This window comes from Spirulina sp. CS-785/01 (assembly GCF_028330525.1).
Classification (GTDB): domain Bacteria; phylum Cyanobacteriota; class Cyanobacteriia; order Cyanobacteriales; family Spirulinaceae; genus JAQMSD01.
The window spans coordinates 1-17194 of the sequence record NZ_JAQMSD010000266.1; the positions used below are offsets into that span (position 1 = coordinate 1).

The following is a 17194-nucleotide window of genomic DNA, read 5'->3' on the forward strand; positions in this document are numbered from 1 at the left end:
GGGAAAGCCAATGGGTGAACCTTGGGTTAAAACCCAAGGCTCAGAGCTAAAACCTGTTAAAACAGGTTAAACCATTTATATTTAATGTTGAAGGTAATGGTGAATTTTGGGGGGGAAAGCCAATGGGTGAACCTTGGGTTAAAACCCAAGGCTCAGAGCTAAAACCTGTTAAAACAGGTTAAACCATTTATATTTAATGTTGAAGGTAATGGTGAATTTTGGGGGGAAAGGTAGGGGATAAAATTTCTCCTGAGTAGGGAGAAACTGGGTTGCTGAGGTTCATTTTCGGTGCCAGGGCAACATGGGGATAGAAACCCGGCTTCTAATTCCCCTATCAATTATCAATTATCAATTATCTAGACTTCAACAACACAAGGTTGAAGCTGCATATCAATGCGCTTGATGTGATGGATAAACCACTCTAGTAACTCTTTATTGACTTTTAGGACTAAGGATAAAGAGACTCCAGTTTTAAAATATTCTTGCCGGACTTCTTTTAAGGTTTTGATGAACTTTTGATGTGCTGTTTTGTTATTAGCAGCCGCCGGACAGCGATATTTCAACATACAGCCTTCTTCATAACTGAAATGCTGCTCGACGTATTGGTCGAGAAAGTCTAAGATGTTGATGATTTCGCCTTGGGCTTGATTACTTTTTAAGGCTTGCACTAAAAGGCTCATCTGATCAATCAATTGCTTATGTTGTTGATCAATTAAAGGAATTCCTGTTTTGAGGGAATCATCCCAGACATAAGACATAGTTTCTCATGTTTAATGGATATAGTCCAATTAAAGCAAAAGAAATAAATTAACTTCAGAGTCGTTACATTTGTTTAAAGTTTTGTGAGTTATGGCGGTGTGCAGTTGGGTGGAATGCAGCCCTCAACCCCGTCGCCCAAGGTGGGAGAGGGGGTTGGGGGGGAAGTGTCTCTCAAATTTCTTAATTTTCCAAAATGGGGAGGGTGACAATAAAGGTACTTCCTTCTTGTAGTTGGGAGCGGACTGACACTGTTCCCCCCATGCCTTCGACTAGGGTTTGTACTAAGGAGAGACCTAAACCAACGCCACCTTCGGTCCGAGAGCGTGCTTCGTCGAGACGGTAAAATCGTTCAAAAATGCGGGATTGTTGGGCGAGGGGGATGCCGGGACCGCGATCGCAGACTTTAATCACGCCCTGATTCTCCTCTTTCTCCACAATAATTGTAATCGGTTGCTCCGGCTCAGAATATTTCACCGCATTGTCGATTAAGTTTAACAATACCTGTTTTAAACGGTCTTGGTCTGCCAGCACTTCCACCAACGCCCGATCCGGTTTAAACTCAATGGTGCGCTGACTATATTGTTTGCTCATGTCCACCACTTCCCGCACAAAATCATTGAGCAAAATGGGGGCTTGACGGAAATGGAGATGGTGATTTTCGGCCCGGGCCAATTCTAATAAATCTTCTAATAATTGCACCGTCCGTTTGGCCTCACTGGCCGCAATGGTTAAGGCTTCCTGTTGGGGTTCGCTGAGGTTTTGGCCCCGGCGGAGGGTACTCTGTAAATAGCCACAGACTAAGGTTAGAGGGGTTCGTAACTCATGGGAGACATTACTGACAAATTGGCGTTGTTGTTCCCAGGACTCATGAAACCGCTTTAACATCTGATTAAACGCCGTTTCTAACTGGTGTAATTCACTGGGGGCATTGGTGAGGACTAACTCCTCTTTGCCTAACTGTTCGGCGGATAATGCTGCCGTTTGTTGGCGCATTTGTTGGAGGGGTTTGAGGGATTTTTGAATATAAACTGCGATCGCGATCGTCATCCCCCCAATGGCCACCACACTCACCCCCCCCAACATCCCAATCAACCGATAAAACATCCGTTGATCCCCCGTAATATCGTGGGCTAAATGCACCTTTCCCCAATCCTGCTGCTGTACCTCAAGGGTATTCCCACACATAATCCAATACCCTTGATTAATGGCATAAATCTCAGGAATCGGCGAAATCCCCTGTTCAGCAATCTCCAACACCTGCTGATCCCTTCCTCCCATGGCCAATGCCTCCGACATGGCCACAATCTCCCCATCGGGACTTTCCACCCAAATCAACGTATCCCCCGTAGTGAGATGGGAAATCGCCCTTTGCATGGCCGCCGGAGTGGACATCATCTCGCTGTAAATCTCCACACTCTCGGTAAACCGTTCCGCCAAAGTCGCCACCTGTCGTTTATGAGAAGTCACAATCAACCGATCCAACTGCCAGGCAATCACCGCCGTAATACTACTAATTCCCACCGCCGACACCAGCGCAATTCCCACCGTTAACTGGAATTGCAGCGAATGGGGATTCAGCCGTTGCTTCCCCTGTTCCCAAAGCCCTTGCAGCCATGCCAAACCGTTCATAACCTTGTCTTTCACCAAATCGCCACCTATCTCCCCTCACCCTAACCCCGCTTCCTGAGAAGGGAATGAAATTCCTCTGGGCAAAATCTCCCTGAGAAAGTGATCCCCAATCTTCTCTGAGAAAGGTTAACATTAGTTAATATAGTGAGAAGCAAAATAGGAGACTCCCTATCATACTTAGCTCATTTAGTCAAGGGGCAATAAACCATTAATCCCCCCTCTCATAACAAGAGCATAAAAATCTGACTATATCTGCACCGTCAAGAATTAGGAGTTCGATCGCGTGAATAACAACAAAAATAAAAAATGGCGTAATGCAGGACTCTATGTCCTCCTAGTCATCGTCGTTTTAGCTTTAGGGTCTGCCTTCCTCGACAGTCCCAGTGAAAACCGAGAAACTTGGAAATATAGCCGTTTAATCCAAGAAGTTCAAAACGAGAAAATCGAAACCATCAAAATGACCGCCGACCGGTCCCAAGCCTTAGTCACGGCCCAAGATGGCACACAAGTTCTGGTCAACCTCCCCAACGACCCAGAATTAATTGATATTCTCTCTGAACATAACGTTGACATTGCCGTCCAACCGCCTCAAGACGATGGGTTCTGGTTCCGCATTCTCAGCAGCTTATTTGTTCCCGCTTTACTATTAATCGGGTTATTCTTCCTCCTCCGTCGTGCCTCCAGCGGCCCTGGGTCCCAGGCCATGAACTTCGGTAAATCTAAGGCACGGGTGCAGATGGAACCCCAAACCCAAGTCACCTTCGGCGATGTGGCTGGCATTGAACAAGCCAAACTGGAGTTAACCGAGGTGGTGGACTTCCTGAAAAATGCCGATCGCTTTACGGCCATTGGCGCGAAAATCCCCAAAGGAGTGTTATTAGTTGGACCGCCAGGAACAGGTAAAACCCTCTTAGCCAAAGCCGTCGCCGGAGAAGCAGGTGCGCCCTTCTTCAGCATTTCCGGGTCTGAATTCGTGGAAATGTTCGTTGGGGTAGGTGCATCTCGCGTCCGGGACTTATTTGAACAAGCCAAAAATAACGCTCCCTGTATCGTCTTCATTGATGAGATCGACGCAGTAGGCCGCAGTCGTGGCGCAGGTTTAGGCGGCGGTAATGATGAACGGGAACAAACCCTCAACCAGTTACTCACCGAGATGGACGGGTTTGAAGGCAATACCGGAATTATCATTATTGCAGCCACCAACCGTCCCGATGTGTTAGACTCCGCGCTGTTGCGTCCTGGACGCTTTGACCGTCAGGTGGTGGTGGACCGTCCCGACTATGCAGGCCGTTTAGAAATCCTGCAAGTTCACGCACGGGGTAAAACCTTGGCCAAAGATGTGGACTTGGAAAAAATTGCCCGTCGGACTCCTGGGTTTACTGGGGCAGATTTAGCCAACTTGCTCAATGAGTCGGCCATTTTAGCCGCCCGGCGCAATTTAACTGAGATTTCTATGGATGAAATCAATGATGCTATCGATCGCGTTTTAGCGGGGCCCGAGAAGAAAGATCGGGTAATGAGCGAAAAACGCAAGCAGTTGGTAGCCTACCACGAAGCAGGACACGCTTTGGTCGGTGCGCTGATGCCCGATTATGACCCGGTACAGAAAATTAGTATTATTCCCCGTGGTCAAGCGGGTGGACTGACTTGGTTTACTCCTAGTGAAGACCGCATGGACTCTGGGTTGTATTCCCGCGCTTATCTGCAAAATCAGATGGCCGTCGCGTTAGGGGGTCGAATTGCCGAAGAAATTATTTTCGGTGAAGAAGAAGTGACCACCGGGGCTTCCAATGACTTACAACAGGTGGCTCGCGTGGCCCGGCAGATGATAACGCGCTTTGGGATGAGCGATCGCCTGGGTCCAGTAGCCCTAGGCCGTCAACAAGGTAATGTATTCTTGGGTCGGGAAATTGCCTCAGACCGAGATTTCTCGGAAGAAACGGCAGCGTTAATTGATGAAGAAGTCCGTCAATTAGTCGATAGTGCCTATCAACGGGCCACTCAAGTAATGACTGAAAACCGCCACATCCTCGACCGTTTAGCAGAAATGCTGGTTGAAAAAGAAACGGTGGATGCTGAGGAGTTACAAGAGTTGTTAAACACCAATGAAGTGAAAATGGCGGCTCTTGTTTAGCATGGTTTAATCATTTTGTCAAGCAGCATCTGTAAGGGTGCTGTTTTTTGTTCTTGGTTGTTTGTTGTTTGTTCTTTGTTTAAATGAATATAAGTGGCCGAGAAACCGGGTTTCTATCTAAATTGATCGTGTTTTGCCACAATTTTGCACAGAAACCCGGTTTCTTAGCTTCAATTATCCATTATTAACTATCAACTATTATGAATCCTCCTATCCTCTCCTCTACCCTACTGCTGACACTGTTACTAATGGTGGGCTTATTTTTCTTTATTCGTGCGTCCACCAAAGAACGTATTGAACAGATAACCCTCATTGCTCCCGACTCCCAAGAAACCCTCCTCCCGAAAATACAGAACTATTTTGAAGGCCGCTCCTATCAACTGGCCGGAGTGGATGCACAAACCGAACAAGTGACCTATAAAGGGTTAGTGAGTCCGAGTTGGTTTTTGGCCATTTTTCTCTCTTTCCTGGCCGCTATTGGTTTATTATGTTTGGCCTTGGTCTTAAATTATCTTTTTCCTGGGGTAGGAAATATCTTTTTTGGCTTAGTGTTATTTTCTCCCTTAGCGGGTTATTTTTACTGGAAAAAATCGGAGCGAGTTGAAGAAGTTCTCTTAAAAGTCGAATCGCTTGCTGATGGACAACAAGCGACTCAAAATTTGGTGAAAGTAAGAGGACATCGGGATGAATTGGCACAACTGCAACAGTCTTTTTCTTGGACAGTGAAAGACTGGGAATAGTTGAAAATATTATTCAGCAATGAGGGGATTAACTAATCTACGACGCGAATTAGACCTTGATGAAGTGCTTCGTAGATGCGGTTAATCCCAGATTCTTCCTGATCTCCCAAGCCATTATCAAATAACAAAGACATGAGCCGATTTTGATCTGCCCGGCTAATTTGGCGAGTGGAGAGGATATGGTCGATGATTTGATTAATATCAGTTTGTATCATTGGAAATCAAGCCGATATAGATTAGAGGTTTATTCCATATTTTAGGGTAAAGGTATTCCGGAGAAATGGGGGTGATTCTTTTCGGCAGGGGGTGTGAGATTGATGCTAAGTTTGCTGTGATAAATATCACATTGCAAAATGCAACGTTTCATCACAAGGAGAGAAAAGTGGGGAATTTAGCCTCTAGAATAATGGGGTGATTTATTTCAGAGGGTTGATTTATGACGATCGCAGGTATTGTGGCCATTGCCTATGGCATTTTGTCTCTCGTGGGCGGCATTCTGGGCTATGTCAAGAGTAAAAGTCAAATTTCCTTGATTTCCGGGACAGGGAGTGGGGTATTGTTGTTGATTGGTGCGATCGCCATGTTACAAGGGGCCAATTGGGGTGCGATCCTCGCTACCCTAATTACCGGAGTCCTCATTGTCACCTTTCTCATCCGTCTGAGTAAAACTCGCAAATTCATGCCAGCCGGATTAATGGTAATTTTAGGGATTCCCGCCTTTGTCACCCTTCTTTTTCCCTTGATCAATGCCCAAACCTCGTAAACACTTTGCCCAACATTGGTTAAAGTCCGATCGCGTTTTAGAGCAAATTGTCGCAGCCGCAGTTTTATCAGAGCGCGATCGCTTATTAGAAATCGGCCCAGGCACCGGGAATCTCACCCGTCGCCTCCTCCCTCATGTGGCCGCCTTAGTCGCAGTAGAATTAGACCGAGACCTGTGTAAACAATTAGTCCAGCACCTCGGCTCCAAAGACAACTTCCTCCTCCTCCAAGGAGACATATTAGACCTTAACCTAGAAACCCTATTAAGGGACTTTCCCCGCTTCCAGTCCCCCAACAAAGTCGTCGCCAACATTCCCTACAACATCACCGGCCCCATCTTACAACGGCTCTTAGGGACTATTTCCCAACCCCGTCAACCCGCTTACGACTCCATTGTGCTATTAGTACAAAAAGAAATTTGCGATCGGCTCTGTGCCACCCCCGGCACAAAAACCTTCGGCGCATTATCCGTCCGCGTCCAATACCTCGCCACCTGCGAAAAAATCTGTCACGTCCCCGCCAAAGCCTTCTCCCCCCCACCCAAAGTCGATTCCGCCGTCATCCGCATCACCCCCTTCACCCGTGACACCCCAGAGCATAACCCCAAACGCCTAGAAACCCTCATCAAACTCGGCTTTGCCAACAAGCGCAAAATGCTCCGCAACAACCTAAAAAGCCTCATCCCCCCCACCCAACTCACCCAACTCCTAGAAACCTTAAACCTTAACCCCCAAGCGCGAGCCGAAGATTTAAGTGTAGAAAACTGGATCACCCTAAGTAAGAAAATCTAGAAAGTTAGTTGATAGTTGATAGTTGATAGTTGACGGTTGAACCACAAAGACACAAAGGACACAAAGAGAAGATGGGGGAGATAGGGAAGATGGGGGAGATGGGGAAGATGGGGGAGAACCCAGAACACTTGTTAATTGTTAATTGTTAATTGTTTATTGTTAATTGCTAATTGTTAATTGTTAATTGCTAATTGTTAATTGAAAACCCATGCCAGAAACCCTTAAAACCCAAGTGCTAGTTGTCGGAGGAGGAACAGGAGGCACTTGTGCAGCCATTCAAGCCGCACGGAGAGGCATTAAAACCACCCTCGTCAGCGAATTTCCTTGGTTAGGTGGAATGCTCACCAGCGCAGGCGTTGCCGTCCCCGATGGCAACGAACTCATCGCCCTGCAAACCGGACTCTGGGGGCAATATATCCAAACCCTACGGCAAAAACAGCCCGGCGGCCTAGACCGCAGTTGGGTGAGTCTCTTTAGCTATCATCCCCGCATCGGTGCAGAAATCTTCGCCCACTGGGTCAACACCTTACCCAACTTACATTGGATAAGCGGACAAGTCCCCCTCGAAGTCCACAAAACCCACAACCGCATTACCGGAGTCCGTTTCCCCGACTACGACATTTACGCCCAAATTACCCTCGACGGCACAGAATTAGGCGACCTACTCCCCCTCGCAGACATCCCCTATCGCTGGGGATGGGAATTAAAAGCCGAATTTAACGAACCCAGCGCACCCGAAACCTTTAACGACCTCACCCAACGCTATCCCGTCCAGTCTCCCACCTGGGTTGTCCTCCTACAAGATTATCACCACAACGCCCCAGAAATCCCCGTTCCCCCCAAAGACACCAGCGACCAATTTCAAGGCGCGTGGGACAATTATGGGGGGGAATCGTTCCTCAACTATGGGCGGTTGACCGATAATTTATATATGCTCAACTGGCCCATTCACGGTAACGACTACGCCGAAAACTTACAGCGTTTAGTCGAGTCCGAAACCGCCAAACAGGAGTATTATCAGGAAGCCCAATGGCATAGTCAAAGTTTTGCCCGCTACATCCAAACCCACCTCGGCCAGCGTTACGGTTTAGCCGAAAATGCCTTTCCTCACCCGTCCAATTGGGCGTTTGCCCTCCACCCCTATTTCCGAGAAAGTCGCCGCTTACAGGGGCAAATAACCGTCACAGAGGGCATGATTTTACCCCAGTCTGGGGGGACAGTCGCCCCTTTACCCACGGACTCCCAAGGACAAGTGACTGCTATTATAGTGGGGAATTATGCTAATGATCACCATTATCCGGGGGTGGACTTTAAACTACAACCCAAGTCTATGCGATGGGGAGGCCGTTGGACTGGGACTCCCTTTGCTATTCCTTATTTTGCGTTAATTTCAGAGACTGTAGAAGGGTTTTTAGTTTGTGAGAAAAATATATCGGTGTCTCACATTGCCAATGGTGCAACTCGTTTACAACCGATAGTGATGGGCATTGGTCAAGCGGCGGGAATGACGGCGGCTTTATGTGTAGAATGCCAATGTCAACCCCAAGATTTATCTGTGCGACAAGTCCAAGAGGCGTTAATTACGGATGCTGTTGCACCAATGGCGGTGATTCCCCTCCTTAACTTACCGCCCACTCATCCAGAGTGGCAAGCCTGGCAACGGTATTATTTAGACCATCCCGAAGATTATCCCTTAGATGGGAATTGCGGGTGCAGTGAGGGGTTTTCTAGTGAGGTAGCGGCTGGAAAATGTGTTGCGGGTATTTTATCCCCCCAAGGGGAGGAGATGTATCAGTTACAGACGGGAAGCGGCAGTTGGCAAGTGGTTACGACGCGACCTGAAGTTTATCGTAAGTTACAAGGAGTGTCTGAGCCAAAATCAGTGAAATTATGGGGATATGAGAATGCTGCGGGAGGATGGTTGGTGGTAGAAAAATGGGAGTAGATAGGGTTAAAATTAAAAGCTCGGAATTTACCATAGAGACACAGAGGACAGGGAGAGAGGAAGTTTGGGGGTTAGGTGGCGTGAGAGATCGGAAGCGAGAGTACAATAAAGGCAGAGTGTGGAGTGTATGGGCATGAATAACCGTTATTGGGTGGCCGTGTTAGCCTCATTTTTACTAATTTTATCGGGACAACCTGTTTTGGCTCAATCCCTCGAACAGTTGTTTCGGGAGGGTAATGCAGCGCAGCAGGGGGGAAACTATTCGGAAGCGGAAACTATCTGGCGACGGATAATTGGCAGTTTTCCGAATAATGCGGCGGCTTATCTCAATTTGGGGTTAGCTTTGGTGGAGCAGGGGGAGTATGATGAGGCTGTGGCCGCGTATCAGCAGGCCATTGCGTTAAATCCCCAAAGTCCTCTGGCTTATAATAATTTGGGGAATGTGTTTCAGGCCCAAGGGGAGTTACCCACTGCTCAGTCAGCCTATCAACAGGCGATCGCACTTGATCCGGATTTTGCGGTGGCTTACAGTAATTTGGGGGTTGTCTTGCGGGAGTTGGGACAACTGGATGAGGCGATTAATGCCTATCAACAAGCGATCGCACGGGATGAGAATTATGCTCAAGCCTATAATAATTTAGGCAATGCTTATTTTGCGAAGGGGAATCTAGAGGCGGCCATAGAAGCCTATTTACAGGCGTTACAAATTGAGCCCAATGCGGTGCGGTATTATAACTTAGGGGTGGCGTTGGCGGCGCAAGACAAGTATCAGGAGGCGATAGAAGCCTATCAAAATGCCATTAATGTTAATCCCCGTTATGGGGAAGCCTATGTGAATTTGGGGTTGGTGTATAAACGGTTGGGTGAGGTAGAGCAAGCGATAGATACCTATCAGCAGGCGATTGAGATTAATGGGGATAATCCCTATGCTTACACGAATTTGGGCAATGCGTACAGTCAATTGGAACGCTATGAGGAGGCCATTGAGGCGCATCGTCAGGCGGTGGAGCTTGCGCCTAATGCGATTCGCTACAATAATTTGGGGACTTCTCTGGCGCAACAGGGGGAGTATGAGGAGGCAATTACACAATTTCAAAATGCTCTAGACCTTGATCCCGATTATGTCACGGCACAGCGCAATTTAGAAGCAGTGGAAGCTCTGTTAGAGTAAGTTTATTAGGATGTTTGAGAGGATATGTCTAACCCACAACCTAGTCTCTTTGGTATTCGGTATTCTAATCGAGATTTTAGGGCTAAGAAAGCATGGGGTAAAAATTGTTTTAATTCTTCTTTCCCTGCTGCGTTGAGTTGTTATCTGTATTACAAAAATCTCAATAATATTTATCTTAAACTCAATCATAATTTAAATGTTGAGCATTCAGAACTCAATACTCAAGAATTATATAAAATAGTTCCGACTTCAGACAATCTGTTTTTTGCGTTTGAAACTCAGTTTACCCCCTATCAACAGTATGTCATTGGAACTATTCCGGGGATGGATTTAGTGACGCAAGCTAAAAATACTGGGTCTTGCTTACAACCGATAGAGATTAAATTAACTGCATTACCAGACAATACTACCTGTGAATTAACCGAAGATCAGTATAGTTGTGAACTGGTTATTAGACCCGATACAATTGTTTATTTAGCTTGTAGTTTTGTCGCATCATTGCAACTCAAACAAGATTTACTTGCTTTCCTGATGGAAAATTCCTTCCCAGAAATATCAGATTGGACAGAACCTAGTGAAATTATACCTCATATATCCACTATGATAAATATTGTGGATACTCTAGCCAATGCACTTCTAGATCAACAAAAACCATTTTTGCTACAACCTGTATGGAAAACCCAAGGAAAATCTCCTCAATTGGCTGAACAATGTTTAGATGCTTTTGTTTGGAGTAACTTGGCGTTTACGCGACTATTTGTTGATGCGAGTAAAAACGAATTAAGAACATTTGGTCAAGTCCGAACTATTGCTAGACATACTCGCAGTATTATTTGGTTGTTTAAAATGCTGTATGACTTTGCTTGTCATGAATCTTTTGACCATAAACGAATTATAGATACTTTATCTTACAATACTAAGAATGATAAAGCCTTTGCAGTCAGTGGCAAGTTTACACATCGCTATATGCAAGGTGAGTTTTTGACTCGGCCTCGTATTTCTAAACAGGAGATCAAAGAAATTATTTTAGGAGGAGGTCAAAATTTATTAAGTCCTGAAAGAAGATTTGATGCTATAATCTATAATTCTCCTGATCTTTTTAATGAGTGGGGTGGATAGAATTAAGGTGAATAAAATCATGAGAACAGTAGATTTATTTGCAGGTTGTGGAGGGTTATCACTTGGGTTTCAAAATGCGGGGTTTGATGTCGTCGGAGCTTTTGATATTTGGTCTCCTGCTGTTACAGTGTATCAGGATAATTTTCAACATCCTATTTTTCAAAAAGATTTATCCCAAACTCACATTTCTCAAATTATTGCCGATCTTAATCCAGATATGATTATTGGGGGCCCTCCCTGTCAAGATTTTTCTAGTGCCGGGAAAAGGGATGAAAGTTTGGGGAGAGCTAATTTGACAATTCGCTTTGCTGATATTATTACTCAAGTTAAACCGTCTTGGTTTGTGATGGAGAATGTTGCTAGAATTGCCAAAAGTCAGGTTTTAGAGTTGGTATTAAAGCAGTTGAGAGAAAGTGGGTATGGTTTAACTGCAACCACCTTAAATGCCAGCTATTGTGGTGTCCCACAGACGAGAAAACGATATTTTTTGATTGGATATTTTCAAGGGGAAGATGATCAGCTAATTCCTTATTTTTTGAAAAATCAATCTTCTCACCCTCTGACGGTTTTTGATTATTTAGGGGATAGCTTAGGGATTGAATATTTCTATCGTCATCCCAGAAGTTATCAACGACGGGGGATTTTTAGTATTTATGAACCGAGTCCCACGGTGCGAGGGGTAAATCGTCCTATTCCCAAAACTTACAAGAAACATAAGGGGGATGCTTGTGATCCTCAAGAGAATGTACGACCTTTAACAACAGTGGAACGAAGTTATATTCAAACTTTTCCTACAACTTTTAAGTTTCAGGGGAATAAATCAGATTTAGAACAAATGATCGGTAATGCTGTTCCGGTTAAACTGGCGGAATATGTTGGTCGTTGTATTCTTGAATATATTGAAGATTCTGCTAAGAAAAAACGTTCTGTACAGTGCGTCAATTACAACTCTTTGCTTAAATCTTGTCTTGAAATTCACGACAGAGAGACAAAAGACGCTATTAGAGTGAGTTAAACCAGTGAGAAATACCGTATCCTAATGCACGATGGGGGGAGGCTAAGTCTTGTGCTAAACGGAATGCTGCTTGCATCCCAATGGGGGTTTCAAAGACGGAGGAGAAGACGAGATCAAGGGAATGGGTTTGGCAGAATTGTTTTAATTTTTGGGGTGAACCTGCGATCGCAGCTTTAATCACAAAAATCCCAGTCCATCCCCCATGATAACAGGCTTGCAGTTGGGAAAGGGTCGCCACGGATTCATCCAATGCTAAGGGGGTTTGATAAGTTTGGGATAACTGACACAAGGTTGTCCAATCTTGGGGAGGGAGGGGTTGTTCGAGAAATTCCAGCTTAGAATAATGATCGAGACGCTGTAACCACTGTTGCGCGGTGTCTAGGGTGAGTCCTCCATTGGCATCGAGACGGAGTTTACAGTCGGGGGGTAATAAGTTGAGTAATTGTTGAATAATGCTCAATTCTTGACGCAGGGGAGAAACGGCAATTTTAACTTTAAAGGTGCGGATTCCCTGTTGATAGGGGGTTTGCCAATGGTGTAAGCAGGTTTCTCCCGTGGGGAGGAGGTGAGAGAGTTGGGAGGGAGTGGGGGAAGGGGAGGAGGTAGCGGTTAAGTCTGCTAATGCTGATTCTAAGGCAAATTGACAAGCGGGGAGACTGTCGGGAAGGTTGTAGATGGTTTCTGGGGTAATTTTATTGTCAAGTTGTTGACAAAATCCCAAAGCTGTGCTAAAGGATTCTGAGCCAAACCACGGCAGGGGAGCAATTTCTCCTTTCCCGGTGTTTCCTGTGGTGTCGGTTAAGTTGACAATAATTCCCTCTCGTTGTTCCCATGTCCCGTGATGGGTTTGTAGGGGGGTTTTAAAGGGGTATTGGTAGGGGTAGAAGCTGAAGGTGTACAAGGTTGATAGGGGAGTTGGGAGTTGGGAGTTGGGAGTTGGGAGTTGGGAGTTGGGGGAGATGGAGGAGATGGGGAGTAAAAACTGATTATTGGTAACAGTTTACTGTTTACTGTTTACTCTCGGTGAAACTACAATCGCCTAAAATTAGCTGAAAGGCTTACTGTGATTAGTTTCTGACCTTCTTTTTAGGGTAAGGGTAACATCTCCCTGTTCCCAGTTCCGGAGTTCCCTGTTCCCTTCGGATGCTGATTACTGTTCCCTTGTTCACAAACAACAAACTAACCAAAATGGGGGACAACTAACCCCAGACTTAACAGCAACCCTGTCCAGAAATGGAGTTTAACGGCAATGAATTTGCAGTTTTTCACCTTGTCCGGTTGGTTGTGATATTGGCCGACATGGTGGACTAATTCGTAAGCAAGGGGGAGGGAGAGAAACACCAAGAGAGTCCAGGGGGAAAAGTCCCCTAAGAGGACGAATAAGAGGGTTAACAGGTAAAAACAAACCGTCGAGGCCGTTAACACCTTCACCCCGTTGTCAGTCCCCATACGGACAATAGGGGAGCGTTTCCCTGCCGCTAAGTCGTCTTGGACTTGATGGAAATGGGAACAAAAGAGAATAATGGAGGTGCTGAGGCCGATGAGACAGGCCGCAGGGAGACTGTTGAGGGTGAGGGTTTGGACTTGGGAATAGTAGGCCGCGGCAATGGCCATGGGACCGAAGGTGATGAAGCAGATGATCTCCCCTAACCCTTGATATCCTAGACGGAAGGGTGGCCCTTGGTAACTGTACCCCAAGGCACAAGCGAGTAAGATTATCAGTAATAAAGTCCAGTCTTGTTGACCCCAAGCAATGGCGAAAATTCCGCCGAGTCCTAAGACTAAACAGAGATTACTGACCCAAAAAACTAGGGTTCTACTTCCAGTTAAATTAACGACAGAATGGGGTTTATTTTGATCAATTCCGGTGTAAGAATCAAAAAAATCGTTACTTAAATTAAGCCACGCAATAATGGCGATCGCTGCACTCAAAAACAGAGAATAGACTCCCCAGTTGATCTGTTGAGTCTGCTGAAATGCAACGGCAGTCCCCACGGTAATGGGAATGATGGCTACCGTGTACATGGGAGGTTTTATGGCAGCATACCAGAGTTGAGGGTTGGCCGATTTGACTAAATGATTCGTTGTCATGTATCGAATTTAAACAAATGACTTAAAATTAGAGCAGTTTGGCCCCCCTGTCTGATTCAGGGAGTCCCAATCTCCTCTAGACATACCATTAATGTCCCGTTTACATTACGAAATTTATAAGAAATGTTACGTTTTTAAGGTCTATGCCAGTTCTTCCCTGTCATTCAGCAGTTGTTTTCGCAGATCAAGACCTCTATACCAGTTTACAGGAGGTTCAGGAAACGGCGATCCGTTCCGGATGTCCGCAAATTGTCAGTATCTCCCAAGGGATTCCTAATATTGATCCTCTGTTGTTTTTACAACAGCATTTTTCGGCTAATCAGCCGTATTTTTATTGGGAAAAGCAGCAAAAGGGAGATGCGATCGCAGCGTTAGGACAAGTGCAATCCTGTACCATTGACGGGGAAGATCGATTTCAGCGATCGCAAGATTTTATGAATCGCTGTTTTCAGAATGTTTGGCAATTTGGCCAGTTAGATTTGCCGTTTTCTGGAGTGCATTGTTTTGCTTCGTTCACTTTTCGCAATAGTCCCTTTTTATTGAATTTAGATCGGGTTAATTCTCTCTTTGCTCCCGCCACTTTATTTTTACCGGAAGTGCAGGTGTCTCGGCAAGACCAACATAGTTGTTTGGTGGTGAATTGTCGAGTAGATGGCCATAGCAAATTATCGGGAATTTTGCAAGCCATTGAAAGATTAATTCATAATATTAATAATTTAACCCAACTGACCTTAAACTCTCCTAAAACCCATCATAAAATTGCCTATCAAACCAATCCTAAAAACGATAAAGCCTTTAAAACTGCGGTTCAGTCAGTCATTAATTTAATTCAAGACCAAGAATTACAAAAAATTGTTTTAGCCTATGCCACAGATGTCCTGTATCCGTACCCCTTAAACCCCATTCATTCCTTAAACCATTTACGGCAAAATCACCCGGACTGTTATGTGTTTTCCTTGAGTCATGGGGAGAATAGTCAATTTATCGGGGCCAGTCCAGAACGGTTAATTTACATTAATGATGGGACATTAGAAACTGATGCTTTAGCCGGCTCTGCCCCACGGGGTAAAACCCCCCAAGACGACCAAAAATTAGCGCAACAATTGCTAAATTCAGAGAAAGAACAGCGAGAACACCAAGCCGTTAGTGATTATATTACCACTAAACTCAGTCAACTGGGATTAACCCCCCAACGGGAAACCCTGCAACTGTTAAAACTCGCCAATATTCAACACCTTTGGACTCCCATTACCGCACAACTTCCTCCCCAGTTACATCCCCTCGAAATCGTCAGCCAACTTCACCCTACCCCCGCAGTAGCCGGAGTTCCCACCCCAGTTGCTTGTGATTATATCCAACAATATGAAACTTGCGATCGCGGCTTATATGCAGCCCCCCTCGGTTGGGTAGATGCAACCGGAAATAGTGAGTTTATTGTCGGCATTCGTTCCGCCCTAATTAGTGGCCATCATGCTAGATTATACGGGGGCGCGGGAATTGTCGCCGGATCAGACCCAGAAAAAGAATTTGCAGAAATTCAATTAAAACTACAAACCATGTTGAAAGCGTTGGAATAGTTGATAGTTAATAGTTAATAGTTGATAGTTGATAGTTGATGAACCACAAAGACACAAAGGACACAAAGAACAAAGAACACACAACACACAATACACAACCAAAAACAAACAACCTTTTGTTGTTACATGGTTTTATGGGCAGTGGGGAAGATTTTCGGGATGTTATTGCACTCTTACAACCCGAATTTAATTGTTTAACCTATGACTTGCTAGGACATGGGGAGAACTTAGAATTAAGCCGTAATGAGGCTTATACCATGCCGCAGACGGCACAAAGTATTATTGACTGGTTAGACACCCAAAATATTACTCAATCCTACCTTGTCGGCTACTCCATGGGGGGACGTATCGCCCTTTATCTGGCCTTGCAGTTTCCCCAATATTTCCCGAAAATTATACTAGAATCCGCCTCTCCAGGGTTAGAAACCGCAACAGAACGAGAACAACGACGCAACCGAGATGAACAACTGGCCCAACAATTAGAAACTCTCCCCTTTTCCGAGTTCCTTACCCGTTGGTACAATAACCCCCTTTTTGCCAGCTTAAAACCCCATCCTCAGTTTCCCACCATGTACCAACGTCGCTTAAATAATTCACCCCCCCATCTGGCCACCTCTCTCCGCTATTGTGGGACAGGAGTTCAACCTTCCCTCTGGGAGAAACTCCCCCAACTCTCCTCCCCCTTACTGCTACTGGTGGGGGACAAAGATCAAAAATTTCTCCGTATTAATCAAAAAATCAGCCAAACTTGTCCAACCTCCCAGTTGCAAGTCATCGAAAATTGTGGGCATAATATCCATCTCGAAACCCCCCACCGCTTTAGCTACACCGTAAAGCAATTTCTCCATGGCCTTTGACTTCCAGCATTCTAATCTTCGTTGCGCTACAATTTTCATCGAAACCTTATCTCAACAGGGTTTAACGACTGCGGTAGTCTGTCCAGGGTCCCGTTCTACTCCTCTGACGATAGCAGTGGCCACCCATCCTCAAATTGAGGCTATTCCTATTTTAGATGAACGGTCGGCGGCCTTTTTTGCCTTGGGAGTGGCCAAACGTTCCCATTTACCCGTGATTTTAATTTGTACCTCTGGAACAGCCGGAGCAAATTTTTATCCGGCTATTATTGAAGCGAGTCTCAGTCATATCCCCCTGATCATTTTAACCGCCGATCGCCCCCCAGAATTGCGGCATTGTCACGCGAATCAAACCATCGACCAACAGAAACTATACGGCCATTACCCCAACTGGCAAACTGAGTTAGCCCTTCCGGAGACAAAGGAGGATATATTGGGCCATTGGCAGAATAGCGCGATTCAGGCTTGGACGCGATCGCAATTCCCCCAACCCGGTGTTGTTCACTTAAATTGCCCTTTTCGTGAACCGTTATTTTTGGGGAAGTCGGGAGTTGGGAGTTGGGAGTTGGGAGATAGAGGAGATAGGGGAGATAGGGGAGATAGGGGA

The 17194-nt window shown here is 45.6% G+C and carries 16 protein-coding genes; 11 read left to right on the top strand and 5 right to left on the bottom strand.

All coding sequences use genetic code 11. The features are described from left to right. Positions 1-356 precede the first annotated feature (356 nt). Together PN462_RS17215 and PN462_RS17220 are read right to left on the bottom strand one after the other, a co-directional pair. The gene (locus tag PN462_RS17215) at positions 357-758 is read right to left on the bottom strand and encodes a bacteriohemerythrin (RefSeq protein WP_272130054.1); all 402 of its coding nucleotides are present in this window, start codon (positions 756-758) and stop codon (positions 357-359) included. Between the two features lie 181 nt (positions 759-939). Further along, positions 940-2388 (bottom strand): sensor histidine kinase, encoded by a 1449-nt coding sequence (locus tag PN462_RS17220; RefSeq protein WP_272130055.1) that lies wholly within the window; start codon positions 2386-2388, stop codon positions 940-942. Positions 2389-2671: 283 nt separating this feature from the next. Here PN462_RS17220 and ftsH3 point away from each other — a divergent pair, with 283 nt between their 5' ends. Together ftsH3 and PN462_RS17230 are read left to right on the top strand one after the other, a co-directional pair. Beyond that, a complete protein-coding gene (gene ftsH3, locus PN462_RS17225) occupies positions 2672-4522 on the top strand; it encodes an ATP-dependent zinc metalloprotease FtsH3 (RefSeq protein ID WP_272130056.1) in 1851 nt (616 codons plus the stop codon). Between the two features lie 200 nt (positions 4523-4722). Then, positions 4723-5262 carry a cofactor assembly of complex C subunit B gene (locus PN462_RS17230; protein ID WP_272130057.1) on the top strand — a complete coding sequence of 180 codons (540 nt, stop codon included), beginning with the start codon at positions 4723-4725 and terminating at the stop codon, positions 5260-5262. A 32-nt stretch (positions 5263-5294) separates the two neighbouring features. On the opposite strand, the gene PN462_RS17235 is transcribed toward PN462_RS17230, so the two are convergent. Beyond that, positions 5295-5477 carry a hypothetical protein gene (locus PN462_RS17235; protein WP_272130058.1) on the bottom strand — a complete coding sequence of 61 codons (183 nt, stop codon included), beginning with the start codon at positions 5475-5477 and terminating at the stop codon, positions 5295-5297. A gap of 221 nt (positions 5478-5698) precedes the next feature. On the opposite strand from PN462_RS17235, the gene PN462_RS17240 reads away from it, so the two are divergent. From PN462_RS17240 to PN462_RS17265, 6 genes are all read left to right on the top strand, one after another. Continuing rightward, positions 5699-6025, top strand: coding sequence for a TMEM14 family protein (locus tag PN462_RS17240; protein ID WP_272130059.1), 327 nt, complete (start codon positions 5699-5701; stop codon positions 6023-6025). Next, the gene (gene rsmA / locus PN462_RS17245) at positions 6009-6815 is read left to right on the top strand and encodes a 16S rRNA (adenine(1518)-N(6)/adenine(1519)-N(6))-dimethyltransferase RsmA (protein WP_272130060.1); all 807 of its coding nucleotides are present in this window, start codon (positions 6009-6011) and stop codon (positions 6813-6815) included. The genes PN462_RS17240 and rsmA overlap by 17 nt, the downstream gene beginning before the upstream one ends. Before the next feature lie 208 nt (positions 6816-7023). Continuing rightward, complete coding sequence (locus tag PN462_RS17250) at positions 7024-8760, top strand: FAD-dependent oxidoreductase (protein ID WP_272130061.1); 1737 nt, start codon at positions 7024-7026, stop codon at positions 8758-8760. Positions 8761-8893: 133 nt separating this feature from the next. Next, a complete protein-coding gene (locus PN462_RS17255; protein ID WP_272130062.1) occupies positions 8894-9931 on the top strand; it encodes a tetratricopeptide repeat protein in 1038 nt (345 codons plus the stop codon). A 24-nt stretch (positions 9932-9955) separates the two neighbouring features. After that, entirely contained in the window at positions 9956-11050 is a 1095-nt protein-coding gene (locus PN462_RS17260) for a HindVP family restriction endonuclease (RefSeq protein ID WP_272130063.1), read from the top strand. 19 nt (positions 11051-11069) lie between these two features. Next, positions 11070-12065: a DNA cytosine methyltransferase gene (locus tag PN462_RS17265; RefSeq protein ID WP_272130064.1), complete on the top strand. Its 996-nt coding sequence runs from the start codon at positions 11070-11072 to the stop codon at positions 12063-12065. Here the strand turns inward: PN462_RS17265 and PN462_RS17270 are convergent. Continuing rightward, positions 12052-12966 (bottom strand): o-succinylbenzoate synthase, encoded by a 915-nt coding sequence (locus PN462_RS17270; protein WP_272130065.1) that lies wholly within the window; start codon positions 12964-12966, stop codon positions 12052-12054. The genes PN462_RS17265 and PN462_RS17270 overlap by 14 nt on opposite strands. A gap of 278 nt (positions 12967-13244) precedes the next feature. After that, a complete protein-coding gene (gene menA, locus PN462_RS17275; RefSeq protein ID WP_272130066.1) occupies positions 13245-14156 on the bottom strand; it encodes a 2-carboxy-1,4-naphthoquinone phytyltransferase in 912 nt (303 codons plus the stop codon). Positions 14157-14299: 143 nt separating this feature from the next. Between menA and PN462_RS17280 the strand changes: the two genes are divergently transcribed. The 3 genes from PN462_RS17280 to menD all read left to right on the top strand — a co-directional run. After that, entirely contained in the window at positions 14300-15733 is a 1434-nt protein-coding gene (locus PN462_RS17280) for an isochorismate synthase (RefSeq protein WP_272130067.1), read from the top strand. A 116-nt stretch (positions 15734-15849) separates the two neighbouring features. Further along, positions 15850-16590 carry a 2-succinyl-6-hydroxy-2,4-cyclohexadiene-1-carboxylate synthase gene (gene menH, locus PN462_RS17285; protein WP_272130068.1) on the top strand — a complete coding sequence of 247 codons (741 nt, stop codon included), beginning with the start codon at positions 15850-15852 and terminating at the stop codon, positions 16588-16590. After that, a partial coding sequence (gene menD / locus PN462_RS17290) for a 2-succinyl-5-enolpyruvyl-6-hydroxy-3-cyclohexene-1-carboxylic-acid synthase (protein WP_272130069.1) occupies positions 16580-17194 on the top strand: 615 nt, incomplete at its 3' end. The genes menH and menD, both read left to right, overlap by 11 nt.